This window comes from Paenarthrobacter nitroguajacolicus, assembly GCF_029952445.1.
Lineage (GTDB): Bacteria > Actinomycetota > Actinomycetes > Actinomycetales > Micrococcaceae > Arthrobacter > Arthrobacter nitroguajacolicus_B.
In genome coordinates this window covers 1-24,271 of record NZ_JAQPPK010000042.1, presented here as the reverse complement: position 1 = coordinate 24,271, position 24,271 = coordinate 1, and the positions used below count along the sequence as shown (strand labels likewise).

24 protein-coding genes and 1 pseudogene are annotated in these 24,271 nt (G+C 63.8%); 9 read left to right on the top strand and 16 right to left on the bottom strand.

The features are described 5' to 3' along the window. Positions 1 to 801: 801 nt before the first annotated feature. From rpsN to rpmB, 3 genes are read right to left on the bottom strand one after another with little or no spacing between them, the layout of a single operon-like run. On the bottom strand, positions 802 to 1,107 hold the full coding sequence (gene rpsN / locus PJL15_RS21300) for a 30S ribosomal protein S14 (RefSeq protein ID WP_011776360.1): 306 nt from the start codon (positions 1,105 to 1,107) through the stop codon (positions 802 to 804). Positions 1,108 to 1,111: 4 nt separating this feature from the next. After that, positions 1,112 to 1,279 carry a 50S ribosomal protein L33 gene (rpmG, locus tag PJL15_RS21295; protein WP_003798558.1) on the bottom strand — a complete coding sequence of 56 codons (168 nt, stop codon included), beginning with the start codon at positions 1,277 to 1,279 and terminating at the stop codon, positions 1,112 to 1,114. Next, a complete protein-coding gene (gene rpmB / locus PJL15_RS21290) occupies positions 1,279 to 1,515 on the bottom strand; it encodes a 50S ribosomal protein L28 (protein WP_011776361.1) in 237 nt (78 codons plus the stop codon). Before rpmB ends, rpmG begins: the two co-directional genes overlap by 1 nt. A gap of 384 nt (positions 1,516 to 1,899) precedes the next feature. On the opposite strand from rpmB, the gene PJL15_RS21285 reads away from it, so the two are divergent. From PJL15_RS21285 to PJL15_RS21275, 3 genes are read left to right on the top strand one after another with little or no spacing between them, the layout of a single operon-like run. Then, positions 1,900 to 3,378, top strand: a complete 1,479-nt coding sequence (locus PJL15_RS21285) for a ferredoxin reductase family protein (RefSeq protein WP_281453126.1) — start codon at positions 1,900 to 1,902, stop codon at positions 3,376 to 3,378. Continuing rightward, positions 3,375 to 3,887, top strand: coding sequence for an FMN-binding protein (locus tag PJL15_RS21280; RefSeq protein ID WP_281453125.1), 513 nt, complete (start codon positions 3,375 to 3,377; stop codon positions 3,885 to 3,887). Before PJL15_RS21285 ends, PJL15_RS21280 begins: the two co-directional genes overlap by 4 nt. Further along, positions 3,871 to 4,662 (top strand): FAD:protein FMN transferase, encoded by a 792-nt coding sequence (locus tag PJL15_RS21275; protein WP_281453124.1) that lies wholly within the window; start codon positions 3,871 to 3,873, stop codon positions 4,660 to 4,662. Before PJL15_RS21280 ends, PJL15_RS21275 begins: the two co-directional genes overlap by 17 nt. Here PJL15_RS21275 and PJL15_RS21270 read toward each other — a convergent pair. After that, on the bottom strand, positions 4,646 to 5,413 hold the full coding sequence (locus tag PJL15_RS21270; RefSeq protein ID WP_281453123.1) for an SGNH/GDSL hydrolase family protein: 768 nt from the start codon (positions 5,411 to 5,413) through the stop codon (positions 4,646 to 4,648). The two genes, PJL15_RS21275 and PJL15_RS21270, sit on opposite strands and share 17 nt — an antisense overlap. Before the next feature lie 63 nt (positions 5,414 to 5,476). Continuing rightward, complete coding sequence (locus PJL15_RS21265; RefSeq protein ID WP_281453122.1) at positions 5,477 to 5,956, bottom strand: MarR family winged helix-turn-helix transcriptional regulator; 480 nt, start codon at positions 5,954 to 5,956, stop codon at positions 5,477 to 5,479. A gap of 69 nt (positions 5,957 to 6,025) precedes the next feature. Here PJL15_RS21265 and PJL15_RS21260 point away from each other — a divergent pair, with 69 nt between their 5' ends. Continuing rightward, positions 6,026 to 6,313, top strand: coding sequence for a YciI family protein (locus PJL15_RS21260; RefSeq protein ID WP_281453121.1), 288 nt, complete (start codon positions 6,026 to 6,028; stop codon positions 6,311 to 6,313). Here the strand turns inward: PJL15_RS21260 and PJL15_RS21255 are convergent. The 7 genes from PJL15_RS21255 to PJL15_RS21225 form a co-directional block, all read right to left on the bottom strand. Further along, entirely contained in the window at positions 6,289 to 7,113 is an 825-nt protein-coding gene (locus tag PJL15_RS21255; protein ID WP_281453120.1) for an SGNH/GDSL hydrolase family protein, read from the bottom strand. The two genes, PJL15_RS21260 and PJL15_RS21255, sit on opposite strands and share 25 nt — an antisense overlap. Beyond that, a complete protein-coding gene (locus PJL15_RS21250) occupies positions 7,110 to 7,946 on the bottom strand; it encodes an SGNH/GDSL hydrolase family protein (protein ID WP_281453119.1) in 837 nt (278 codons plus the stop codon). Before PJL15_RS21250 ends, PJL15_RS21255 begins: the two co-directional genes overlap by 4 nt. A gap of 183 nt (positions 7,947 to 8,129) precedes the next feature. After that, positions 8,130 to 9,185 (bottom strand): siderophore-interacting protein, encoded by a 1,056-nt coding sequence (locus PJL15_RS21245; RefSeq protein WP_281453118.1) that lies wholly within the window; start codon positions 9,183 to 9,185, stop codon positions 8,130 to 8,132. Continuing rightward, a complete protein-coding gene (locus PJL15_RS21240) occupies positions 9,182 to 10,006 on the bottom strand; it encodes an ABC transporter ATP-binding protein (RefSeq protein ID WP_281453117.1) in 825 nt (274 codons plus the stop codon). Before PJL15_RS21240 ends, PJL15_RS21245 begins: the two co-directional genes overlap by 4 nt. A gap of 1 nt (position 10,007) precedes the next feature. Next, on the bottom strand, positions 10,008 to 11,120 hold the full coding sequence (locus PJL15_RS21235) for a FecCD family ABC transporter permease (RefSeq protein WP_281453116.1): 1,113 nt from the start codon (positions 11,118 to 11,120) through the stop codon (positions 10,008 to 10,010). Continuing rightward, complete coding sequence (locus tag PJL15_RS21230) at positions 11,117 to 12,232, bottom strand: FecCD family ABC transporter permease (protein ID WP_281453115.1); 1,116 nt, start codon at positions 12,230 to 12,232, stop codon at positions 11,117 to 11,119. The genes PJL15_RS21235 and PJL15_RS21230 overlap by 4 nt, the downstream gene beginning before the upstream one ends. Positions 12,233 to 12,237: 5 nt before the next feature. Further along, entirely contained in the window at positions 12,238 to 13,308 is a 1,071-nt protein-coding gene (locus PJL15_RS21225) for an iron-siderophore ABC transporter substrate-binding protein (RefSeq protein WP_281453114.1), read from the bottom strand. Positions 13,309 to 13,491: 183 nt separating this feature from the next. Between PJL15_RS21225 and PJL15_RS21220 the strand changes: the two genes are divergently transcribed. Both PJL15_RS21220 and PJL15_RS21215 read left to right on the top strand, forming a co-directional pair. Beyond that, positions 13,492 to 13,626 (top strand): hypothetical protein, encoded by a 135-nt coding sequence (locus PJL15_RS21220; RefSeq protein ID WP_281453113.1) that lies wholly within the window; start codon positions 13,492 to 13,494, stop codon positions 13,624 to 13,626. 137 nt (positions 13,627 to 13,763) lie between these two features. After that, positions 13,764 to 14,255, top strand: a complete 492-nt coding sequence (locus tag PJL15_RS21215) for an FBP domain-containing protein (protein WP_281453112.1) — start codon at positions 13,764 to 13,766, stop codon at positions 14,253 to 14,255. An 89-nt stretch (positions 14,256 to 14,344) separates the two neighbouring features. Here PJL15_RS21215 and PJL15_RS21210 read toward each other — a convergent pair whose 3' ends face one another. The 3 genes and pseudogenes from PJL15_RS21210 to PJL15_RS21200 form a co-directional block, all read right to left on the bottom strand. Further along, positions 14,345 to 17,824, bottom strand: a complete 3,480-nt coding sequence (locus PJL15_RS21210; RefSeq protein WP_281453111.1) for an ATP-binding protein — start codon at positions 17,822 to 17,824, stop codon at positions 14,345 to 14,347. A 176-nt stretch (positions 17,825 to 18,000) separates the two neighbouring features. Then, positions 18,001 to 18,867: pseudogene (locus PJL15_RS21205) on the bottom strand (DUF4194 domain-containing protein); the annotation flags it as partial. Next, positions 18,860 to 20,317: a DUF3375 family protein gene (locus PJL15_RS21200; protein ID WP_281453110.1), complete on the bottom strand. Its 1,458-nt coding sequence runs from the start codon at positions 20,315 to 20,317 to the stop codon at positions 18,860 to 18,862. The pseudogene PJL15_RS21205 and the gene PJL15_RS21200, both read right to left, overlap by 8 nt. Before the next feature lie 291 nt (positions 20,318 to 20,608). On the opposite strand from PJL15_RS21200, the gene PJL15_RS21195 reads away from it, so the two are divergent. Together PJL15_RS21195 and PJL15_RS21190 are read left to right on the top strand one after the other, a co-directional pair. After that, entirely contained in the window at positions 20,609 to 20,911 is a 303-nt protein-coding gene (locus PJL15_RS21195; RefSeq protein ID WP_281453109.1) for a hypothetical protein, read from the top strand. A 63-nt stretch (positions 20,912 to 20,974) separates the two neighbouring features. Then, positions 20,975 to 22,939, top strand: coding sequence for an acyl-CoA dehydrogenase family protein (locus PJL15_RS21190; protein WP_281453108.1), 1,965 nt, complete (start codon positions 20,975 to 20,977; stop codon positions 22,937 to 22,939). Position 22,940: 1 nt separating this feature from the next. Here PJL15_RS21190 and PJL15_RS21185 read toward each other — a convergent pair whose 3' ends face one another. After that, positions 22,941 to 23,348, bottom strand: coding sequence for a YchJ family protein (locus PJL15_RS21185; protein WP_281453107.1), 408 nt, complete (start codon positions 23,346 to 23,348; stop codon positions 22,941 to 22,943). Between the two features lie 185 nt (positions 23,349 to 23,533). On the opposite strand from PJL15_RS21185, the gene PJL15_RS21180 reads away from it, so the two are divergent. Further along, the coding region (locus tag PJL15_RS21180) for a hypothetical protein (RefSeq protein ID WP_281453106.1) at positions 23,534 to 24,271 on the top strand (738 nt) is incomplete at its 3' end.

Sequence of the window (24,271 nt, the reverse complement as noted above, 5' to 3'; positions counted from 1 at the left end):
AAACCAGACCACCACACACGGGGGTGCGGGCAATCCGGCATAATTCAACCAATCAATAAAACAATCGGTATCAACAAACTTGGCACACTATTGAGTTCTCAAACAACAGGTCACTAATCCAAAGCAGCACCACCACCAACCCCTACAGGGCCACTGGATCGCTCCGGAGCAACTTTTCAAACTTACCCGATGGACCGGATCTTGGCAAATCAGCGTTTCCGCGATCTTCCATCCAGTCCTCGGCCCCACCCGGCTCCGGCACGCTCAAAAGCATGCCATTTACAGGCTGTTATCAAGGGGGTTGGTCTCCGCGGTTTCCAGCTCCAGGCTGTCTCACTCGCGGCGACTCAGAAGACATTACACGCCCCCAAGCCCCGACACAAATCCACCACCGAAGGACCAAAAACCCCGCAAACACAGGCCAAACAAGCCCACTGGCCACCCAAACCAGTTAAAAACCCACCAAAACCCACCCAGTGACGCCCGTCACATACCCAACCACCCAACCACTTGACGCTCCGCACCCACGATGGGCACCGCCGTCGAGCATTCACCCGAACGCACCGGTACGTGAGAGAGCGATGCCCGAAAACGGGAATTACGTGAGAGAGCGATGCCCAAAAACGGGAATGATGTGAGAGAGCGATGCCCAAAAACGGGAATGATGTGAGAGAGCGTCGGAAGGAGGCAGGCGGCGATCAGCCCAGGCAGCCCGCTTCCAAGCTACGAAGGAACAAGCGCCGTTAAACGCAAAAAGGGCCGGCAACCATAACGGTTGCCGACCCTTTCAGAGCTTCGTGATTACCAGGAAGACTTGGTGATGCCCGGGAGCTCACCACGGTGAGCCATGTCGCGGAAGCGAACACGGGAGATACCGAACTTCTGGAGCGTGCCGCGGGGACGGCCGTCGATCTGGTCGCGGTTACGCAGACGGATCGGGGAGGCGTTGCGGGGCAGCTTCTGCAGGCCGAGGCGTGCAGCTTCGCGTGCTTCGTCAGTCGCGTTGGGGTCAACCAGGGTCTTCTTCAGTTCGAGACGCTTGGCAGCGTAACGCTCAACAATGACCTTGCGCTGCTCGTTACGAGCAATCTTGGACTTCTTTGCCATGTGTTTAGCGCTCCTCTCGGAATTCGACGTGCTGGCGGATCTTGGGGTCGTACTTCTTCAAGACCAGACGGTCCGGGTCGTTACGACGGTTCTTGCGGGTTACGTAGGTGTAACCGGTGCCCGCGGTGGACTTCAGCTTGATGATCGGACGTACGTCCTTGTCCTTTGCCATTAGAGCTTTACTCCTCGTGCCAGGATGTCAGCAACGACTGAGTCGATGCCGCGTACGTCGATGGTCTTGATGCCACGGGCTGACAGGGTCAGCGTGACATTACGGCGCAGGGACGGAACCCAGTAGCGCTTCTTCTGAATGTTCGGGTCGAACCGGCGCTTGTTGCGACGGTGCGAGTGCGAAATGCTGTGTCCAAAGCCCGGCTCGGCTCCGGTCACTTGGCAGTGTGCTGCCATGACTCTCCTCCAAAGATTGAATGTAACGGCGTGCAGATGTTCCTGCGTTGCCGTGCGACAGGCAGCGTCCGCATCCGGGTCCACACCATTTCGGTAGTTTCCGCAGCAAGTGCGGCGAAGAAGGTTGGCCTCAGGACCGCAATAGTTCAGGTCCTGGGATACCGGGCGAATACAGGAATGCACGCAACTTGAGCCCCTAACTACCGGCCACCGGGACGTCAGCAAAACTGACTGTCACCACCAACCGGAGCAATTGCACACGATCCGCACTACCTAGCGCCTAACTATTCTACGGGCCAGGCCAAATTAAGACCAATCCGGCATCATACGCCCTCAAAAGCTCTTTCACAGCAGAATGAAAGGAAGCTTGGCGAGTCTTGATGCATGACCTCGTTCTTAGCCACTGATTCCACCGTGGACCACGCCGCATCGCCTGGCCCGCGGACAGCACCCGCCGCCGTCGAGCGTTTCCGTCCGCAAGCACGACGGCGGCTGGCCCGGGCAGACGTCCTGGGTTTCCTTGGGTGGTTGTCGCCGGTTGCCGCGGTATCGCTGTGGTTGGCCGACGGTGGCGCCACCGGGTTCTCATCGTTCGCGGCCACCACGACCTCGTTGGGAATCGTAGGTGGCCTGATCGGCATGGACCTGGTGCTGCTGATGCTGCTCCTCGCGGCCCGGATCCCCTTTGTGGACAACACGATCGGCCATGACCGCGCTCTTGAACTCCATAAGAAACTGGGCAAACCGGCGCTCTACCTGCTGCTGGCGCACGGTCTGCTGATCGCGATCGGCTACGGCGCAGCGGAGGGCCTGGACCCGGTCAGCGAATCGGTGTCCCTGTGGATCAACGTCCCGGACATGTGGCTCGCCTTCGTCTCCATGGCACTCTTCATCGCCGTGGTGGTGACATCGCTGGTGGCCGTCCGCCGGAAGTTTCCCTACGAATTCTGGTATGCGGTCCATCTGCTGACGTACGCGGCCGTGGGTACAGCCATCCCGCACCAGTTCAGTGTGGGCGGGCTGTTCGCGGAGGGTACGTGGCAGCGCTGGTATTGGCTGGCTTTTTGCATCGCGACCGGCGCCGCACTCCTCGTCTTCCGGGTTTACCAACCGTTGGCGGCGACCTTCCGGCACCAGCTGACTGTCAGCCGGGTGGTCAGGGTTTCACCGGACGTTTTCAGCATCGAAATGACGGGGCTGCAGCTTGAACGCCTGGCAGGGGCAGGGGGCCGCTTCTTCTTCTGGAGGTTCCTCGCTCCCGGCCATTGGTGGCAGCCGCATCCCTTCAGCCTGTCGGCGGAGCCGATCCCCGGCAGTGGCAACGGGAACGGCAGTGGCAACGGACCAGGGAAACTCCGCATCACGGTCCGGAACCTGGGTGAAGGCTCGGCCCGGCTCGCCCGGATCAAGCCCGGCACCAAGGTCGCCGTCGAGGGTCCCTACGGAATGTTCAGCACTGCGGCCCGTACCCGAAACAACGTGGTGTTGATCGGCGCCGGAATCGGTATCACGCCGTTGCGGTCGCTCCTTGAATCCACGCCGTTTGATCCCGGCCACGCGACGGTCCTGCTGCGGGGACACGACGAATCCGAGCTTTTCCTCGGCACCGAAATCATGGAGCTGTGCCAGGCCCGGGGTGCCACGCTCTTCCATCTGACGGGTCCCCGCTCGGCCGGCGCCCACTCCTGGCTGCCACAGTCCGCGGAGAATGCCGGCTTCACCCTCGGGTCCTATGCGCCCGGCATAGCGGACGCGGACGTGTATGTCTGCGGACCCACCCCATGGGCTTCGTCGGTCATCCGGGACATCCAGGCCGCGGGGGTCCCCGCAGGACAACTCCACTACGAAAGGTTCGACTGGTGAGAATTCGAGCAGCCATGGCCACCGCACTGGCGTCGGCGGGCATCCTTCTGGCGGGCTGGCAATCCGGCGCCCACATCGCCGACACCGGTACCACAACAACCACAACCAGCCTCAGCAGCAGCGCCACCAGCGGTTCTTCGGGAACCAGCGGAAGCAGCGGAAGCAGCGGCAGCAGTTCCGGCAGCAGCGGCGGAAGCAGCGGCTCTTCGGGAACCAGCAACGGAACCACGACGGCGGCAACCTACGACGGCGCGGCCGTCCAGACCCGCTTCGGTACAGTCCAGGTCCAAGTGACAATCCAGGGCGGCAAGATCACGGAAGTAACCGCCCTCCAGCTCACCGATGCTGAACGGAAATCGGCCCAGATCAGCAGCCGTGCAGCCCCGGTTTTGCGGTCCGAGGTCCTTCAGGCGCAGACCGCGGACGTACAAACCGTGGGCGGCGCGACAGTCACCAGCGACGCCTACCTCACTTCACTCCAGGCAGCCCTCGATGCCGCCAACTTCTGACAGCACCCGGCTACGGGCCCGGACATTCCGCAGCATGGGCACGGTGGTGAGCCTTACGGTGGCGAGCGGCCACTACGCCCAGACGGCCGTGGACGAACTCGAGTCAGCGACCGCCGTCGTCGAGGATAAATTCGCGGAACTGGACCTGACCTTCAGCCTGTACCGCGACGGCTCCGAAGCGAGCAGGTTGGCGCGCGGGGAGCTGACGTTGGCCTACGCGTCGGAGTCCATGCAGGATCTGTACGTCGAGGCGGCAGAATGGCGGCTGGCGACGGAAGGGGCCTTCACGGCTGAACGCCCGGACGGCACATTGGACCTTTCCGGGATCGTCAAGGCACACGCTGCGCGCGAGGCTGCCCTGTCCCTTGAAGCCCTCGGCTTGCGGGATTGGTGCTTGAACGCGGGTGGGGACGTGCTGGTCAGCGGCTCGCCCAGGCCCGGCACGGAGCAACCTTGGATTGCGGGAATCGTCGATCCACAGGATCGGCAATCGTTGCTGGGCGCGTATCCGATGGCGACGAACAGGGCACTCGCGACGTCGGGGTCAGCTGAACGCGGCCACCACATCTGGGGTGTCGGCGGGGTGCGGCCGGAGTTCGACCAGGTTTCCGTGTCCGCCGGGGACATCATCACAGCCGATGTCCTTGCTACGGCCATCGTCGCCGGCGGAACCAGGACACTGGATCAGGCCGTCGGGAAATGGAACGTGGAGGTCCTTGCCGTGCGACGCGATGGGACCTTGCTTGCCACGCCCGGGTTCAGGAAAGCGGCCTGACAAGTTCGGCGTACTTCGGGCTGAGGCCATCGCCGGACGAGACTCCCCGGAGGCGGCGCGATACCCACGGTGCTGCCGACTCCCGAAGCCAGCGCGCGTTTGCCTTCAATGCTTCGACGCGGTTCAAGAGCCGCACAGGCGCGAGCTCGGGAACCTCGATTACGTGCTCGTGTTCAAGGACGTCCAGAACGCGCTTGGCCATGTTGATGTGGCCCGCTGTGGACATGTGCATCCGGTCTTCGCCCCACAAACGCCAATCGTCGTATTCGTCGAACCGCCAGTAGTCCACAAGCAACGCGCCATGATTCTCGGCGATTTCGCGCACGAGTTCGTTGTAGATCGCAGTGCGGCCCCGCATCGCGCTGAAGACTTTCGAGCCCTTTACGTCAAAGCCCGTGAAGAGGAGCACAGTGGCGCCGCTGGCACTCAACCTGGCGATGCCGGCGTCGTACTCCTCCAGCAGCGAGTCGATGTCGATTTTGGGCCGCAGGATGTCGTTCGCCCCGGCGTAAAGGGTCACCAAGGTGGGCTTCATGGCGACGGCGGCATCTACCTGTTCGGCCATGATCTGGCGGAGTTTCCGCCCGCGGATGGCGAGGTTGGCGTAGCCGAAGCCGGGATTGCTCTGCGCGAGTTGTCCGGCCACGATGTCAGCCCAGCCGCGAACCCCGTTGGGGCGGGTGGGATCGTCGTCGCCGACACCCTCTGTGAACGAGTCCCCCAGGGCAACATATCGGGCAGAAAAATCCATGCCGCCAGTCTGCCACTTCAGCACTCACACCCACAAAGCCGCTGTTCCAAGCTGGAGGAGGAGCTAGGAATCGCGGAGAATCCAGTGGTTGTTGTCCAGCCTGGCAACGATTTTCTCGCCGATGCGCGCGAGGTCGGCGACGTCGTCGGGACTCAGCGAATCAAGCATCAACGTGCGCACTGATTCCACGTGGCCGGGAGCCAGCGAAACGATGGTGGACATGCCGGCCTCGGTCAGGTGCGCCACTGTCACCCGGGCATCTCCCGGGTGCGCCTGCCGTTCCACCCAACCGCGCTTCTGCAGTTTGGTGACCACATGCGAAAGACGCGACAGGGACGCGCTCGTCCGCGCAGCGAGCTCGCTCATGGGAAGGTACCGGCCCTCGGTTTCGGAGAGCATAGCGAGCACGTTGTAGTCGAACAGGGACAGTTTGCCGGCCGACTGAAGCTGGGTGTCCAACGCCGAGGGGAGCAGCGTATTGATGCTCAGGAGGGCAAGCCAGGCGCGGCGTTCGTCGGCGTTCAGCCAGCGAGGTTGATTCATGGGTCCATCTTATGAGAATCCGCGGACTTCGTAGCTGCCGACGCCAGGCGCTGGCGATAGGCTGGCGGCATGTTCGTAGTCTCCCTGACCTACAAAGTTCCCGACGAAATCGTCGATTTTCACCGCCCCGGCCATATGGCCTGGCTGAAAGCCGCTTTCGACGACGGCATCTTCCTTGCGTCCGGACGTCGCATACCAGCCACGGGAGGCGTGCTGTTGTCCAAGGCGGACCGGGCAACCCTGGACGCTTCCTTGGCCGAGGACCCTTTCTACAGCAACGGCGTGGCGGATTTCGAAATCATCGAATTCACGGCCACCAGCGTGGCCGAGGGTTACGAGAACCTGCTGGACAACTGAGCCTTCCGGTCTTTCGCGGGATTGGTCCCCAGCCGCTCCGGCAGCACCACGGGCATGAGTTCCGGCCAGCGGGCACCAAGGTGGTCGCCGCTCGATACGCCGCGGACCCGCCTAGAAAGCCAAGGCCCGACGTCGCGCCTGAGCCAGGCGACGTCGTCGGCGATGTTTTCGGTGAGGGGTTTCGGACGTGGAGGCGGCAGCGTTGGCGGGGTCAGCGTACGTGGAGCCCCCAAGACCTCCAAGACCTTCCCGGCCATGTACCTGTGCCCGGGAGTGGACATGTGCAAGCGGTCGGGAGCCCACATCCGCGGGTCCTGGAACTTCTCAAAGCACCAGTAGTCCACCAGGAGCGTCCGGTACTTCGCGGCAATGCGGCGGATGTGGCGGTTGTAAATGGCCGTGCGGACTTTGAGGGGCTCGAGCAACGGAGAGAGCGGAACGTTGTAGCCAGTGAAGAGCACAATGGTGGCTCCGCTGGCGTTCAGCCGCATCACCGCTTCCTCGTAGTGCCGCATGAGCTGGGCCAGGTTCAGCCGGGCCATGAGGAGGTCGTTGCCGCCCGCGTAAAAACTGACCAGCGTGGGTTCCAGGGCAAGGGCGGGTTCGATTTGTTCGTCGATGATCCGTTGGAGGCGGCGTCCCCGCACGGCCAGGTTGGCGTACAGCGTGCCGTCATCGTGCCGGGCGAACTCCTCGGCCACGCGGTCGGCCCAGCCGCGGCAGTTGTTGGGAAGGCGCAGATCGATGTCCCCTACGCCTTCGGTGAATGAGTCACCCAATGCGACGAATCTCAGTGTCATTGTGCTGCCTCCCGGTTTTCCATGAGCTTCTTCAGGCCACCCTTGCGCGGGACTTTAACCGGTTGGGGCCAGCGGGGTTCCAGCGAATCGCCCAGCGTGACGCCGCGCAGTTTCCGTCCGAACAGCGGGACCACCCAGTCGTTGACCCAACGCCGTTGCCGGCGCTCCCATTCGCGAAGGGTCAAACGGGAGGGCGGCTCCCATTCCTTGGGTGAGATCTTGTGGGGAACATCCAGATGGTCCAGGACCTGGGCGGCCAGGTATTTGTGCCCCGCCTTGGACATGTGAAGGCGGTCCGGCGCCCACATCCGCGAGTCCTTGTAGGCCTCGAAGCACCAGTAGTCCACCAGCACGGCACCATACTTGGCGGCAATCTCCCGAACCCTCTGGTTGTACAGGGTGTTGCGCTTCTTGAACGGCTCCAGGACCGCGGAAACTTTGACGTCGAAGCCCGTGAAGAGGACCACGGTCGCTCCCGTTTCACTCAGCTGCGCCACCAGCAGTTCGTAGTCATTGAGGAGCGCATCCATGTCCGTGCCGAAGTCCAGGATGTCGTTGCCGCCGGCGTAGAGCGTGACCAGGGTCGGCTCCATGGCCAGGGCTGGGGCGAGCTGTTCATCGATGATGTGCCGGAGCCTTTTGCTGCGCACGGCCAGGTTGGCGTACTCCCAGCCCGGCTGTGCCTTGGCCAGCTTCTCGGCCACCCTGTCAGCCCAGCCGCGGACCCCGTTGGGCAGGACCTTGCTCGGGTCCCCGACACCCTCGGTGAAGGAGTCCCCGATGGCGACGTACCGCCGTCGACCGTTCTTCCCGTCTCCGAAGTCTCCCCGCACCCCGCCGACGCTACCCGCCCCCGGTTACACCCGGACGAACCCCAAGTGAACAAGCCCACGAGCGAAGTGAGAGAGCGTTCCCCTCAAGCGCACGTGAAGTGAGAGAAGGTCCCCAGAAAAGGGACGGTATGTGAGAGAGCGTCGAAAGGTGACGGCCGTACATCGGCCGCCCCAGGGAAAGGCTTAGCCCTCCGCCTTGCCGCGTCGCCAGTACCCCATGAACGCAACCTGCTTGCGGTCGATGCCGACGTCCCGGACCAGATACCGGCGCATTTCCTTGATGACGAACGCTTCGCCGGCGATCCAGGCGTAGAACGGCAGCGCACCCGCCGGGAGGGTGGGGTTCTTGGTGGCTTCGATGGCTGCTGAGTCCATGCGTTGCGGGGTTTCCCAGAGGATGTCCTGGTCCACGTTGACGTCTTCGGGCTCGGGACCGGCTGCTGTCTGGGCACCCTTGAGGCCCACCCAGCCCGGCACGGGAACTGCCTTGGCCACGGCTTCCTTGAGGAGTTCCCCATGCGGACGCGAGCGGCCGATGGCTGCGCCGCGGGCCAGCCAGGTGATTTCGATGTCGGCCGCCGTGGAGATGTCCTGAAAATCGCCGGCTTCAGGAACTTCGAGGAAGGCGTGCCCGGTCATGTCGGCGGGAAGGCTTTCGAGGATGGCGCTGATGGCGGGGACGGCGGTTTCGTCACCAGCCAGGAGCACGCGCTGGGCCAAACCGGGACGCCATTCGATGCCGCCGTAAGCGCCGGCAGTGGTGCACTGGGCCGCGCGGTTATTGGGGCCAATGATGGTGAGGGCGTCGCCCGGTTTCGCGTTGAGGGCCCAGTTGGCTGCCGGTCCGCCGTGGCCTTCGTCGTCGAAATGCATCACGAAGTCGATTTCGATTTCGGGGTACACGGCGTCGAGCCGCTCGGAGCGAACCGTATAGGTGCGCATGTCGCCACGCACAGACGGGTCCATGGCAAGCCACTCCTTGTACCAGCCGGCTTCCTCCATTTTGAAGGGCGGCAGTGGGATGGCGTTGCCGTCAGCATCGAAGGACGGGATCATCAGCTTCACGCGCAGGTCCAGTGTGTCGCCGGCTACCCCAAAGTCACGCAGCGAGTATCCGCCAAACGTGATCCGGCGGAAGTTGGGGCTGAGCTCCTGCACGGCCGTCACGGTGACGTCGAAGGCGAGGGTCATGGGCTCCACGGCGGCGTTGGCTTTGGCCTGTGTCGGTTGTGCACTCATGAGGCGATCTCCAGTTCGTTGGTTGAAGCGGGGCTTGCGTGGTGCCGTCCAATGGGAACGATCAGCGGGGTACCTGAGATGGGGTCCGGAACAACCCGGGATTCCAGTCCGAAAACGTTGAACACCAATTCCTCGGTGACCACATCGCCGGCCGGGCCCTCTGCCACGATGCACCCGCCCTTCATGGCGATGACGTGGTCTGCGTAGCGCGCTGCAAGGTTGAGGTCGTGCAGGACGATCGCGACAGTGGTGCCACGGCGGCGGTTGAGGTCGGTGATGAGGTCCAGTACTTCCACCTGATGCGCGAGGTCCAGGTAGGTGGTGGGTTCGTCGAGGAGGAGGACGTCGGTTTCCTGGGCAAGGGCCATGGCGATCCAGACGCGCTGGCGCTGACCTCCGGACAGTTCGTCGATGCTCCGCTCAGCAAGCCCCAGCGTGTCGGTGGCGTCGAGCGCGCGCTGCACCGCGGCGTCGTCGTTGGCGCTCCAGCTCCGGAAGAAGCCCTGGTGCGGATAGCGCCCGCGGCCTACGAGGTCGCGCACCGTGATGCCGTCCGGAGCGGTGGGGTGCTGCGGCAGGAGACCGAGGGTGCGGGCAAGTTCACGGGCCGGACGGGTGTGGATGTCCTTGCCGTCGAGTGTGACGGCTCCGCCAGCGGGCTTGAGCAGCCGGGACAGCCCCCGGAGCAGGGTGGACTTACCGCAGGCGTTGGCACCGACGATCATGGTCACTTTGCCCTCGGGGATTTCGGTTGAGAGCCCCTCCACGACTTTGCGTTGCTCGTATTGGAGCGTCAGGTCCTTGGCATTAAGGATGGCCATATCAGGCTTCCTTTCGGTTCGACGTGACCAGGAGCCACAGCAGGAAGGGTGCACCGAGGGCGCCGGTGATGACGCCGACCGGGAGGACGGTTCCGTCGAGGACCACCGGCGCGATGTTGGAGGCGAAGAAGTCGGCAGCCAGCACGATCAGCGCACCGGTCAGGGCCGACGCCGGCAGGCTGGGTTTGCGGACGATCCTGCGCGATATCGGTCCGGCAAGGAAGGCAACGAACGCTACCGGCCCTGCGGCAGCGGTTGCGACGGCGGCAAGTCCGACGGCGGTCAGCACGAGTCCCAGCCGCGTGGCGTTGACCCTGATTCCCAAGCCGGCGGCGGCATCGTCCCCGAGTTCGAGGATGCGCAGTGGGCCGGACAGTGCGATGACGGCGGGTACCAGGACCAACAGGGAAACTGCCAGCACTCCTGCCCGGTCCCACGTGGCGGAGTTGAGCGAGCCGTTGAGCCAGATGAGGGCGTCCGCGGCGGTGCGGATGTCGGCACGGGTCATGAGGAAGTTGACCACCGCGTGCAGTGCTGCGGCGATGCCCACGCCTGCCAGGATGAGCCTGTTGCCTGCCGCGTTGCCGCGGCTGCCTCCTCCCGCGCCTGAACCGGTGCTGCGGGAGATCGCGTAGATAATGGCCGCAACGCCCAGGGCTCCCCCAAGGGCTGCTCCGGAGACGACGGCCCCGGAGGCGCCGAAGATCACGATTGCAGCGACGGCGGCGGCGCTGGCTCCATAGCTGATGCCGATGATGTCCGGGCTGGCCAGCGGGTTGCGCAACATGGTCTGGAAGAGGGCGCCGGCCAGTCCGAAAGCCAGGCCGATCATGGTTCCCACCACTGCGCGCGGCAGTTTGTGCTCCATGACGATGAAGCTCGCGCCCGGAATCTTCTCGCCGCCGGTCAGGTGGTTGATGACGATGGTGAAGAAATCCGGGATGGTCACGGTGTAGCTGCCCAGGAGCACGTACACGCCGAACATCACCAGAAGTGCGAAGCCCAGGAAGAAAGTGGGGGTAAGCACGCGCCGAAGTGGCATTTGATGATGATGTTTGGGGGCAACATTGCCATTAACTGCCAACTCGGGAGCGGATTTGAGGACGGTGCTCACAGCCCGGCCCCCTTTCCTCGGCGGATGAGCCAGATAAACACAGGTGCTCCCACGATCGCGGTCATGATGCCGGCCGGAACTTCGCCCGGGAGGAGGACCACGCGGCCAATAATGTCGGCGGTGATAAGCAGAATCGGGGCCGAGACCAAGGAGAACGGCAGGATCCACCGATAATCGGGCCCCGTCAGCAAGCGGACAGCGTGCGGAATCACCAAGCCAAGGAAGCCGATGGGTCCAGCCAGCGCAGTTGCTGAGCCACACAGCAACACAATGCCAAGAGCCGTGATTCCGCGGGCAAGTCCAACATTCTGGCCGAGTCCGCGGGCGATGTCGTCACCCAAAGCCAGGCTGTTGAGGACCCGCCCGCCACCCAACACTATGACCGCACCGACCGCCAGGAACGGCAGCGCCGGCAGGAGCACGGACCAGTCACGCCCGCCGATGCTCCCCACCTGCCAGAAACGGAAACGGTCCAGGGTGTCCTGGCTGGAGACAAGGATGACGTTCATCAGCGAGAACAAGCCCGCGCTGAGCGCCGCACCCGCCAAAGCGAGCTTGACCGGCGTCGCACCGTCGCGTCCGCGGGAGGCTATGGCGTAAACCACGACGGCGGCTGCCGCAGCGCCGATGAAAGCGAACCAGATGTAGCCGGTCAGCGAGCCGATGCCGAACACGTAAATACCGACAACCACCGCCAGGGCCGCGCCCGCGTTGAGGCCCAGGATTCCTGGATCCGCCAAGGGGTTGCGGGCCACGCCCTGCATTGCCGCCCCGGCCAAGCCAAGCGCGGCTCCGGCAAGCAGGCCCAGGACGGTGCGGGGAATCCGGGCGATCACCACGGCGTGGTTGCCGTCGGCGGGATTGAAGTTGGTGAGGGCTTCCCACACAGTATTGAGCGGAAGCCCGCGTGCACCGATCGCCAAGGATGCGGCGCTGACTGCAACGAGTACGACGACGGCCACCAGCAGCCAGGCGGTGCGCTTGCCTGCGGTGCCGCGTTGCCCGGTTCCTCCTCGGGGGACCGAAGCGTCAGGGGAGTTTCCTCCCGGAGCAGCCGGCACCAAGGTGCCGCTGCCCCGTTCCTGGACGGCCGTCGTCGTACTCAGTTTCATTGCGGTTACTTGCCAGCCACGTCCGCTGCGCTGCCCAGCTGCGGCAGGAACTTATCCAGCGCCCATGGCAGGCTCAGCGGCGAAGAAGCGGAGATGGACAGCGTCAGGGTCTGGTCCGAATCGGCAACCAGTGCACCCTTCTTGATGGCCGGAATCTGGCCAAGCAGCGGGTCTGCCTTGATGGCGTCGGCCGTTGCGGCCTCGGGGACCCAGGTCACGAAGATGTCGGACGCGAGTTCATTGGCCTTTTCCGCGGACCACGGGATGAAGAATTCCGTGTCCGACTTGGTGTTTTCCGTGACGATGGGCGCCAGCTTCATGCCGATTTCGGAAAGGAAACGGGGACGGTTGTCGATGGCGGTGTAAACGTTGGCGCCATCACCCTTGGCGGGCTCAAGGTTGCCGTAGATGAAGGTCTTGTCCTTAATCTGCGGGTACTTGGAGACCTTGTCCTTGATGGTGGACTCGGTGTCCTCGATCAACTTCTTGGCTTCGGCTTCCTTGCCCAGGGCCTTGCCGATCAGGGTGGTGCTTTCCTGCCACGGGGTGCCGTAAGCCAGTTCGGGCTGGGCGACAACCGGGGCAATCTCGCTGAGCTTCTTGTAGTCGGCTTCTTCCAGGCCCGAGTAGGCGGCCAGGATGACGTCCGGGCTCAGCTTGGCGATCTCGGTGAAGTTGATGCCGTCAGCCTCGGAGAACTGGACGGGAGCCTTGTCGGTGCCGAAACCGGCGCCAAGCTTCTCCAGTGCTGCGTCCTTCCACGGCGTGGAGCCCTTGTCGTTGTTGCCCCATTCGTTCTTCGGAACGCCTACCGGTACAACGCCCAGTGCGATCGCGACGTCGTCGTTGACCCACGAGACGGTGACGACGCGCTTGGGCTGTTCCTTGATGGTGGTCTCGCCGAAGACGTTCTTGATGGTGACGGGGAAGGCCGCGGACTCGGCTTGCTCAGACGCCGGCGTTGAGGTGGCCGGTCCGGTGGAGCAGCCAGTGAGGGAAAGGGCGACGGCGGCCAGGGCGGCCGTCGCGGTGCCTGCGGTTTTCAGCAGGGCGCGGCGTGGGAGAAGGGAAGCCACGGGACTCCTTAGGTAAGTGATGCGAACCTAAGTAAGGCTAGCCTACCCTCTGGATAATTACGAAACGTTTGCGTCACGTAATCCCCCTTCTACTGCAACGCGGGGTCAGATATGGCCCATGTTCGGGGTGTTTATGGGCCATATCTGACCCCGCGTTGCTCTTGAGTGGGGTTAGGATTGTCGATGGCGGACTACCGCTTTCCGGAAAACGACGAGGGGATGAGCGTGCGCACTGTTTCTGTTGCTGCCGCCATGGTTGGCGAGGTGGCCGCTTTGGCCTGCTTGGCACTCCCCTGCGCGTCGGCACCCACCAAGTAACACCAAGGATCCAACTCCAGCACAACCGCTGGTCCTTTGGCGTGCCTTGGCGTTCCTCCTCGGTGACCGACGCAGCAAGTGCCACCGCACAGCGCCAGCCGCGCTGCCGACGTCGAACTTCCGAAAGAAACTTTGCCATGCAGAAAATTACTGCCCAACAAATCCGTTCATCCTTCATCAACGCGAGCCGCTCCGAGGCCGCAAAGCTCAACCTGCCCCGTGATTTCGACACCATTGACTGGGACACGCTCGAATTCCTGGGCTGGCGGGACGAGAAAATGCCGCAGCGCGGATACCTCGTGGTGGAACACCGGGGCAAGCTCACCGGGATCCTGCTCCGTGCGCCCGAAGGAGGTTCCGGCAAGAAGCGCGTAGTGCTGTGCGAACTGTGCCGGGACGTCTTCTCCAAAGACGACGTCTACCTGTGGGTCGCCAAGAAGGCTGGGCAATCCGGTAAGGACGGGAACACCGTGGGCACACTGATCTGCGCCGAGTTCGGCTGCAGCGCCAACGTGCGGAAGGAACCGCCCGTCAACGAGATCAACCCGGACCCGGCCGTCGTCGTGGTCCGCCAAATCGCGGGTCTGGAAGACCGGACGACGCAGTTCCTGGACCGCGTCCGCGGCTAGAAGCTGAAGCAACGCGGGGTCAGATATGGCCCATTCGGAGGCCAAACATGGGCCATAAGTGACCCCGCGTTGCTTCTAGCGGAGGGTTTCTAGCGGAGGACGATGTCCACGGGGTTGGCTTCGGATCGCCAGGCGCCAGGTTCAGCCGGGCCGGCGATGACGGGAGCCGTGAGCACCCCGGAACGGTTGGTTCGCTTGTCGCGGAGGATCTCGGTCACGGAGCCCAGGTGCCGGGAAAGGTCGATCACGTTTTCCGGAGCAGCCAACAGCAACTGGAAACCGAACTCGTGAAGCGCCTTGATGCCCGCGCCCGCGAACTCTTCGGAGGCCAGGACGAAGGCTTCGTCCATCATCACCGTGCCATAAGTGGTGAAGCCCTGCTCGGCAATGCCCAGCTGGTAGCTCAGCGCCGCGGCCATGATGAATGCAGTGAACCGCTGGCGCTCACCGCCGGACATCGATCCGGTATCGGCATGCATGAAGACTTCGGTCTTCTTCTTGGTTGCCTTTGCCGAGCCGGACTTGCCTGGCTTCGAAGCGACCTCACGGTGCTCCTTGCACTGGATGAAGACATGCCCGCGGACATCGAGCACTTCGGCACGCCAGCGTCGATCCTCTGGTGTCTGCGATCCCAACCGCTTCACCAGTGTTTCCAGCGACTTGTAGCGGGAGGTGAGCTCGGCGTCGTCATCGTTTTCCGTTGCTGAACCGGCGGCAGAGGCGCTGCGGGACGGCCGCGCGTGCTTGGTCTTCAAAGCGTTCTGGATGGCATCCTTGAACACCTTGGCGGTTGCCGGCAGCGTCTGCTTGATGTCCAGTTCCAGGAAGCTGCCCTCGTGGAAATTGACCTCCGACAAGATGCCGTTGAGGGGCAGGATGCGGCTGGTGATGCTGCGCCGTTCCTCATCCAGCAAGTGCAGGAGCGTGCTGAAGGACTCGTGCGTACGCTGATTGAAAAACAGGCGGAACTCGGCCTCTTGGGCGGGCAGGCCGTCGCTCACAATCGCGTGGTACCGGGCTTCGAAGTCCCCGGCGGCCCCGATCGAGGTGCCGTGGTCGGCGCTGATGGCGCTCCCCCAGTCACGGACGAAGGCCTCGAACATGCGCGTCAGCCGTTCGGCTGTTGCCTGGCTGCGGGACTCCGCCGAATGCAACTCGTCCAAAAGCTTGTTCCGGACGATGTTGGCCAGGTTGTCGAGCTCGTACAGTTCGGAAAGTTCCTCGACGCCGGCAAAGTACGGTTCCAGCGCGGTGACGGTAGAGGTCGACGGCGGCGACTGCTCAAGCTTCAGCCTGGCCGCATCCAACAGGCCGTCAGCCGTGGTCATCTTATGGTCGAGCGCTTTGTATTCGCTCTGCAGCACAGCCGCCACCCCTGTGGAGGACTGGTGCTTTTCGCGCACGGTTTCGATGTTTGCACGCAGTGGTTCAAGGTCCGCCTGCGCAGCCAGGGCATCAACCAGGCGCTGCTCGATCCGGGCCAGTTCCTCCGCCGCAACCGCAGCCGAAACCTGCTCCCACGGCCGTTCGTCCTCGGCCACGCGTCGCAGGGCTTCGAGCTGGCGGGCCATGCCTTGATGCGAGTCCTCGCGGCTTTGTGCCAGTTCGGCAGCCTTAGCCAGCTCGTTTTCCAGTTCCCCAACCCGTGCTGCCACGAGCTCCAGTTTCGAGGCGTTGTCGAAGCCAAGGACGTAATCCTGCCGGCTGGTGAAACGGTCATCCTTCTCAACCGTGTGCCGGTTCCGCTTGACCACGCCACCCAGGCTCAGGCCCTTGTCCATTGAGGCAAGCTCGTCCGGATCTTCCACGCACGGATACGCAAAGTCCAAAGCGATCCGCTGGCGGACCCACTCGCCGGCGTCGGCGTTTGCCCCCGAAGTGAGGATGCTCAGCTTGGTCAAGAGGTCGCCGTCGGACACGTCCTCCACAGCCAGTGCGCCACCGGCGAGCGGCTTGGAGACGTCAACTGCGCGAAGCGCTCCGCGGACCGTGTTGTCGTTCAGATACCGGGTGACTGCAGCAAAGTGCTCCCCCGGAACCAACAGCGTGGTGGCGAGGTTTCGCAGGGCACGCTCGGCGGCGGGCCGCCAGTGGTCCTGTCCCTCGGCGAGGTCGATCAGCTCGCCGCCAAAGGGCATCCGCTCTTCGGGAACACCCGTTGCAGCCGCGATCGCGGCCCGGTTCTCGATGCTCGACGGCGGCAGCAAGGACTTGCGCGACCGCAATGACAACAATTCCTGCTGCGCCGCTGCGAGCTCCCGCTTCTTGGTGGCGTGGCCGTCGAAGGCCTCAAAGCGAAGTTCCTTCAGCGCTTCGGAATCGTCCTTCAACTCGATCGACCGGGCGGCCGCTTGCTCATGCGCCTGGTCCCAGCCCTCGGCCGACCATTCCAGGTTCAACCCCGCGTCAGCCAACGCCTTCCTGGCCGAATCCTCGACCTGCTGGCGCAGCTTCAAACCGACCTTGGCGTTCTCCAAGGATTGCTCAATGGCCGAAATGGCGTTGCCGCCGCGGTTGTTGTAGTCCAGCTCCAGGTCGCGCAGCTCTTTGGCCAGGGCGTCGCGCACGACGCGCTCGGCGGCGAGTTCCTGGGCCTTGGACTGCGCCAACTCCTTGAAACGGGCCAACGTTTTGGCGTGGACCGTGACGGCGAGCTGCTGTTTGTAGGCTTCGAACTCTTCGCCGGCCAGCTCGCGGAGGCGGTTCGCGTCCAGCAGTGCCTGCGCGTACTCCTTGTTCATCCCCGGAACCGGAGCCAACTGGTCGCGTTGCAACCGGACATCTTCCAGCCTTTGCCGGATGGACATCAGGTTGCTGAATTCCTCCACGACGTCGTCGGCGGCCGCCAACGTCGCCGGGGCGTCCAGGACCTGGTCACGGAAGAACGTGTTGACGCTGCCGCCCAGGCCCTTGCCCGCCTGGATCACCCGAAGCAGCGGGAGCGCCTGGTCCGAGTTGATGCCCAGCAGCCGGCGGAACCGCTCAGCGAAAGCCTTGTGGACGTCAAAGACCTGGCCGTCCGGGAAAATCCCCTCCAGAGCACCCTTGGTAAACCGCTTCTGAGCGATCCCCTCGATGGCTTCCAGGTCCAAAGGCTTGCTGTCAATGACGTAGAAACGCCCGACGCTCGACTCCGTGCCATTCTTCGGAAGGTCGAACAGCGCCGATACCGTCACCTTCGTGCCGGCGGCGTTATCAAACGTCAGTGCGACGGCGGACCACGTGGCCCCGGGACGCTGGAAGGCACTCGCCGAGCTATCCCCAACCGCCTTATCACCGACCTTGCCGCGCATGTAGGTGAACGTGGTCCTCTTGTCCTCCACAGCACCGCCGGCACGCTGTGCAGCGGCCTCGTTCGAGCGTGGGCGGGCATCGAAAACGCGGAGCATCGCATCAAAGAGCGTCGACTTGCCGACGCCGGAGTTACCGGTCAGCAGGGTGCCCTTGCGGTCCACGTGCATGGTGTGGGCCCCATGGAACGTACCCCAGTTGACCACCTGCACCAACGCCAAACGCATCTGGCCGGGGTTCGTCAGTTCGCCGAGCGGGAGCATGGTTGCGATAGTCACTTGTGTGTCCCGTCAGTCGTGGTTGCGTCCGCCTGCGCGATGGATGCCGGCCCCGCCCCTTCGCCGCGCGGCTGATCTTCGATCAGCTCGACGCGCGGCTTCGACAGGCCCGATGCCACTCCCGGTCCGGCATCCATCGCTCCGGCTTCGGCTCCCACGTCACCGGGGGCGGCATCGGCGTCGTCGTTCCCGTCACCGTCACCGTCGTCACCGGCGTCGCCGTCGTCGTCATCGCCCGCATCGGAGTCCAGGTCCAGCAGCGGCTCCGTGCCTGACTCGTCTGCCGTTACTGCCACCAGGGCTTCGATGTGGGCCGGGATGTCGCCGATGTTTTCGAAAGGGAGGGCCAGTGGGAGGGCGTTGCTAATGGTGTAGGTGTCATCCAACGGGGTGGGCAGGATGAGTTGGCGGGCCAGGAGTTTGGTGATGGTCCTGGTGACCACGTCCGAGTCGCGCAGGGCGTCCTGTTGACCGGAGGGGGTGTAGTTGGCTACGAGGTCCGAAATCTCTTCGCGGGTGATCGTGGGATCCGTTTGGGCCGTGACATGGCGGTCCAGGAGGAGCCGGAGACGCAAGAGCACGATGGTTTCCACACGGCTCAGTGCACGCTGTTGGCGAAGGATGCTGGAGCGGGAGCTGGCCCCGACGATCTCCGGATCAACGGGCCTGAGAACGGCGATCTTCCGGTCGTGGTCCAGTTGCAGGGTCAGGAAAAGCTCCGAAAGGCGGCTGCGGAGGATCAGCTGGTTGTCCAGGAGCGTGGTCCACAGTTTCTCGTCGCGGCCGCCGTCGATGTACGGACCCTTCAGCAGCTTCACCAAGGCGTGGCGCACTTTCATGGGAAGCACACCGGTGTCCCCGGGGAAAAGCGCGGCGCCGTCAACAAAGGAGTCGCGGGGTGTGACGCGGAAGGGATCCGAGTGAACCGGACCGGCGGCGGCCTCAGGAACTTCTTCGGCAGCGATGTCAGCTGAGTCAGCAGCCGTATCAACGGTGACGCTCTCCGCTTCGGTGATGTCCGTCGTCGTGATTTCCTCAGTCATTGGAATCCTCATTCAGCGTGACGACAGGCAGGTACGCGGTGCGGATGCTGCCGTCGATTTGTTCGAAGTCGATGTGTTCCCAGGCGGCGCGATCGAAGGCCGCACCGCCCTGCAGCGCCAAGGACAGCAGGGTCCGGACGCTGTTGATGTGACGTTCTTCAGGGGGCAGGTTTTCCCACGCCTCACCGATGGTCGCCGAACCCGCCATGGCAGCACGCACGACGGCGGGCCTCGCCTTGCCGGTGCGGGCCGAGCGGACCCGGTCCGAGTCGGTGAACGCGATGGGGTCGGCCAGTCGCGGGGGCGTGGCGAATTCGTCGGGGTCGAAGAGCTTGACCATGGCCAGCGACTCGAAACCTGCGTTGAACAGCACAGGCCCCGGAACAAGGCCGGGGCGGTCGCGTTCGTAGGGCAAGGACCGGATGGCCTGTTCAGCCTCGGCCAGCACCTTGCGGAGGCTGACCGACTGCCGGACGTCGTCGCTTTGGATGTAGGTGTTGAGGCTCTCCGAGAGCTTGCCGTAAATCCGTTGGATCTGGCTGTGCTGGTACCGAAGTTCCGCTACGAGGTTTTTCAGCGTTTCGCGGTCCTCGTGGGAGAGGTCGTCCGCGAACTGCCGGCTGAGGACCTCGCCAATGGCTGAGCGGAAACGAAGCTGCTGCTGCGGATCCTCCAGGAAAGCCGTAAACGACCGGAAGGTACGGCCTTCGGGGCTCTGCCGCAGCCGTTTGTCGGCCTCCAGGACCTGGGCCATGGTGGCACCCTTGCTGAGCGACTCTTCGATGATCTGGTTGCGCAGCTCGCCCACCAGCTCCTCGATGCGGTCACGCATTTTCTTGTAGTCCGCGGGCAGGCTGGCGGCCAGGTCAAGGATATTGCCGGCGGCTTCCACGGCCTCTTCGTCGTCCAGGAGACCGTCGAATTCGCCGGAACTGATGTCCTCCACCAGCTGCTGGCGCTCCTGGATCTCCTCCTCCAGGGCCTCCAAACGGGCGCTCTGGTCCGGGTTGGTTTCGTTGGCGAGCTTTTCCACATCGCCCAGCAGCGTTCCGAGCCGCGAACCGTTGAGCGTGGAGCGCTCGCTCGACAGGCTGTCCAGGAAAGCGAGCACGCGGGCGGCAGGCTCTGTGACTTCGTAGACGATCTGGCCGGACTGGTTACGGCGCGTCAGGAACTGCTTGCGCGTCCATTCGTCGCCGAACAGCTTTCCGTTCTGTTGGCCGCCGAGGGCCGGATCCTGGCGCCGGAGCTGCTCAAGGAAAGCGTCGACGTCGGCGTGGAACTCTTCGAGAGGAAGCTGCGGCCTGGTGCGGGTAAAGGAGGCCTGGAGGACCGCGATGACCCACGGCGCCGAGCGCGTCAGGGCCCACGCCGGACCCTTGGTCAGTTGTTCGAGGTCGCGGAGCCTCGCGCCGATTGCGTCGGCGGAGGACATGGCTGAACGGGACAACTACTCTCCTTCAGCTGCTGCGAAACCTGGCTGGCAGCGGAAACTGCCCCGTACAAGGTTAACGCAGAGCGTCGCGGCGGCGTCGAGCGGACCGGGAGTACCGCCGTCGGGCGCTGTTTCCGAACCTTGCCGCAACCATTCCGTGACTTACCCTCCGGTACTGTTTCGATCCCATATCAACGCTGCAATGACACGCGTCAACGCTGGCCGGAAAGCACCCCCGCCCCTAGTGTCAGATCATCGACGCAGCCACGCCGCTTCGACCCACGCAATGTCGCTCCGGGGGGAACCATGGATTTCGATTTCAGTACGCTGGAAACTGGCACGTACGTAGTTATTGGAACACTCTTCTTCGCTGTAATCCTGGCCGCTTTCATCGCGGCCGCAGCAATGGCAACGATTGTCCTTATCGGCGCCATGGGCATGGTTTGGTACACCGTCAAGGGTGTTCTTGGAGGCCTTGTTCACGGCATTAATTTTGCGTGGGACAGTCTGGTCCATCACGCGGGGCAAGTGGAAATTCCGGCAGAATTCCAGCCGCAGGTTTCCACTGGCACGGGTAGCTACCCGCGGGTAGCATTGAGGGACAGCTGAAGGGTTCCCACCCAAGGCGGACCCTGGCTCCACCACCGGCACAACCGGTAAAAGGAGTTATCCATGACGTCCGCCACTGACAGCAGCCTCACCGCCGCAAGCGTCAACGCCACGGCCGAAGAGGCCCGCGCAGTCGCCGAGGCCGCCCGCGAAACTGAGTGGAACCGGCCAAGCTTCGCCAAAGGCCTGTATCTGGGCAGTTTCGACCTCAGCCTGATCCACCCTTGGCCGCAGGCCAAAGCAGAGGACGTGGAACGCGGCGAGGAGTTCATGGCCCGCTTGCTGGCCTTCGCCAAAACCATGTCCGGCCGGGTGATCGAACGCGACGCCAAAATCCCGGACGAGTACCTTGCCGGACTCGCCGATTTGGGCGTGTTCGGCATGAAAATTCCGCGCGAATACGGTGGACTGGGCCTTTCCCTGGTGTATTACGGCCGGGCCCTTGCCCTCTTGGGTTCGGTCCATCCGAGCCTGGGCGCGCTGATTTCCGCCCACCAATCCATCGGAGTTCCCGAGCCCGTCAAGGAGTTCGGCACACCGGAACAGCAGAAGGAATACCTGCCTCGCTGCGCCGCCGGCGCCATCACGGCGTTCCTCCTTACCGAGCCCGACGTCGGCAGCGACCCCGCGCGCATGGGCGCCACCGCCGTACTTTCCGACGACGGCGGTTCCTACCTTTTGGACGGCGTGAAACTGTGGACCACCAACGGTGTGATCGCTGAACTCGTGGTGGTCATGGCCCGCGTTCCGCCCCACACGGATGCCGACGGAACAGAGCACAAGGGTGGCATCTCGGCATTTGTGGTGGAAATGGACTCCCCTGGGATCACGGTGGAGAACCGGAATGCCTTCATGGGCCTGCGTGGCATCGAAAACGGCGTGACGCGATTCCATAAGGTCCGCGTGCCCGCGGCCAACCGTCTTGGCCGCGAAGGACAAGGCCTCAAGATCGCCCTCACCACCCTTAATACTGGGCGGCTTTCCATCCCCGGACTGTGCGTGGCTGCAGGAAAGTGGACCCTTAAAATCTCCCGTGAATGGTCCAACGCGCGTACCCAGTGGGGACGGCCCGTGGGCCAGCACGAAGCCGTGGGAAAGAAAATCGCCTTCATTGCCGCCACCACTTTTGCCTTGGAAGCCGTCTTTGAACTGTCCGCTGAAATGGCCGACGCCGGGCAGAAGGACGTCCGCATCGAAGCCGCCCTGGCCAAGCTGTGGTCCACCGAACTGAGTTGCCGGGTCGCCGACGAACTGGTGCAGATCCGGGGTGGTCGTGGCTTTGAGACGGCCGAGTCCTTGGAAGCCCGGGGAGAACGGGCCGTCCCCGCCGAGCAACTCCTCCGCGACCTCCGCATCAACAGGATCTTCGAGGGTTCCAGCGAGATCATGAAACTCCTGATTGCCCGTGAAGCCGTGGACGCGCACCTTGCCGCCGCGGGCGATCTGGCCTCAGCGGACGCGAGCCTGCAGGACAAGGCAAGGGCCGCCGTCGGGGCTTCCGGGTTCTACGCGCGGTGGTTGCCCAAGCTTGTTGCCGGGGCCGGGATGGATCCCCGGTCCTATGCCGAATTCGGCCGGCTGGCCAAGCAGCTGCGTTTCGTTGAGCGGTCCTCGCGACGCCTGGCGCGGCAGACCTTTTACGGGATGGGCCGGTGGCAGGCCAAACTCGAGCACAAACAGGCGTTCCTGGGCAGGATCGTGGACGTCGGGGCCGAACTGTTCGCCATGGCCGCGTGTTGCTCACGGGCAGAGTCGCTGCTGCGAACCCACCCTGAACAAGGGGCGGCGGCTTTCGAATTGGCCGAGGCATTCTGCGAACAGGCCCGCGTGCGGGTGGACGAATACTTTGACCAGTTGTGGCGGAACACCGACGACGGCGACCACGACCTCTCGCGCAAGGTCCTGGCTGGCGACTACGGCTGGTTGGAGGCCGGAATACTGGACCAATCCGAAGGTACGGGCCCATGGATCGGCGACGCGTCGCCCGGCGCTTCGAAGAAGGAGAACCTCCACCGCAAATACCGGTGAGTTACTGGCGGACGTCCCCGTCCACGTAATACCAGCGCTTGCCTTCCCGCACGAAACGGCTGAGTTCACGCTGGACTCCGCGTTCGCCGTCGGACCTGTAGTGTGCCGCGAACTCAACAGTGCCGGACGAGTCCAGCGGACCGCCGTTCACGGTTCCGACGATGTCCAGGCGGCGCCACTGAATGTCGGGGTCGAGCTCCATGGACGCCGGCCGGGTGGAAGGATGCCACGTGCGAACGAGGTACTCCGGCTCGAGGACCACGAACGCCGAATACCGGGAGCGCATGAGCTGTTCGGCTGTGGGCGCTTCGGCTTCACCGCGATGGAAGCGGCCACAACATTCGTCGTACTGTTCGCCGGAAAGGCAGGGGCATGCGCCATTTCGAAGTCGGGCTGGATCAGGGGTCACGGCGCGCCAATCTAGGCTGAAAATGAGAGCTGGGCAACATATTTTCCCATGCGAGATAACAGCTTCGAAACAACCCTGCCAGAGTGGGCTGCGGCGCGTGATTCCGTCGGTGCGGGACCCTAAGCTGGATAAGCAAGCTGGGTGGGCCATGCGCGCATCGCAAAACGAGAGCCAGGGGAGGCTACGTGGAGGATCCGACAACACTCGCCATCAACCTGACTTATTTGGGGACGCTCGGCCTGGCTGTGCTGATGTTTCTGGGCCTCGGGTTGATTGTCATCATCACTCTGGTGGTTGCCGGAGTGGGGCGGCTTGTGTCTGTCATTCTCCTGGCGTTGATCGGAATTTTCCCCAAGAAGGACTCCACCCCCATCGTTCGCCTTCCCGGTCGGCCGGAATACGCGCCGGACCCGCTGCTGGAGGAGACCGGCGAAGCTGAGCCCGTTGAGGTAGCCGAGGTTGAGCCGGCGTTTGCTCCTGCGGCTGTGGTTGCGGCACCTGACGCTGCGCCTGTGGTTGCGGCACCCGCCGCGCCAGAGCCTGACGCACCCGCGCCGAAGCGCGACCTCCTCGGAGGCACCCGACGCCGGATCTCCGGTGCGTCGGCCGCGGTCAAGGGCGGCGCGTGGAAATCCAAAGTGGACCCGCGGAACCTGCCCAAGCCGGCCGAGGTCAAATCCGTCGTCGAGCACCAGACTGCGCACCACCCGATTGTCGTGGCTGCCACCAAGGAACCGCCTGTCCTCGCGAAGGACTGGGCCGATGCCGTCGCTGAGGCGGATCGACGCGAGGCCGAACGTGCCAAGGCCCAACAGCCGCCGCCCATCAAGGTGACGGTCCGCGACCTCGACGAGCCCACGCCGTCGTCGAACGGCCAGACTCCAGCCAAGCCTGCAACCCCGCCCGCGTCTGCCAAGCCAGGC

Bases quoted from the DNA above. Each gene is read 5' to 3' on its own strand.
- rpsN (WP_011776360.1), bottom strand. From the start codon at position 1,107: ATGGCAAAGAAGTCCAAGATTGCTCGTAACGAGCAGCGCAAGGTCATT.
- rpmG (WP_003798558.1), bottom strand. From the start codon at position 1,279: ATGGCAAAGGACAAGGACGTACGTCCGATCATCAAGCTGAAGTCCACC.
- rpmB (WP_011776361.1), bottom strand. From the start codon at position 1,515: ATGGCAGCACACTGCCAAGTGACCGGAGCCGAGCCGGGCTTTGGACAC.
- PJL15_RS21285 (WP_281453126.1), top strand. From the start codon at position 1,900: ATGACCTCGTTCTTAGCCACTGATTCCACCGTGGACCACGCCGCATCG.
- PJL15_RS21275 (WP_281453124.1), top strand. From the start codon at position 3,871: ATGCCGCCAACTTCTGACAGCACCCGGCTACGGGCCCGGACATTCCGC.
- PJL15_RS21270 (WP_281453123.1), bottom strand. From the start codon at position 5,413: ATGGATTTTTCTGCCCGATATGTTGCCCTGGGGGACTCGTTCACAGAG.
- PJL15_RS21265 (WP_281453122.1), bottom strand. From the start codon at position 5,956: ATGAATCAACCTCGCTGGCTGAACGCCGACGAACGCCGCGCCTGGCTT.
- PJL15_RS21260 (WP_281453121.1), top strand. From the start codon at position 6,026: ATGTTCGTAGTCTCCCTGACCTACAAAGTTCCCGACGAAATCGTCGAT.
- PJL15_RS21255 (WP_281453120.1), bottom strand. From the start codon at position 7,113: ATGACACTGAGATTCGTCGCATTGGGTGACTCATTCACCGAAGGCGTA.
- PJL15_RS21245 (WP_281453118.1), bottom strand. From the start codon at position 9,185: ATGAGTGCACAACCGACACAGGCCAAAGCCAACGCCGCCGTGGAGCCC.
- PJL15_RS21240 (WP_281453117.1), bottom strand. From the start codon at position 10,006: ATGGCCATCCTTAATGCCAAGGACCTGACGCTCCAATACGAGCAACGC.
- PJL15_RS21230 (WP_281453115.1), bottom strand. From the start codon at position 12,232: ATGAAACTGAGTACGACGACGGCCGTCCAGGAACGGGGCAGCGGCACC.
- PJL15_RS21220 (WP_281453113.1), top strand. From the start codon at position 13,492: ATGGCGGACTACCGCTTTCCGGAAAACGACGAGGGGATGAGCGTGCGC.
- PJL15_RS21215 (WP_281453112.1), top strand. From the start codon at position 13,764: ATGCAGAAAATTACTGCCCAACAAATCCGTTCATCCTTCATCAACGCG.
- PJL15_RS21195 (WP_281453109.1), top strand. From the start codon at position 20,609: ATGGATTTCGATTTCAGTACGCTGGAAACTGGCACGTACGTAGTTATT.
- PJL15_RS21190 (WP_281453108.1), top strand. From the start codon at position 20,975: ATGACGTCCGCCACTGACAGCAGCCTCACCGCCGCAAGCGTCAACGCC.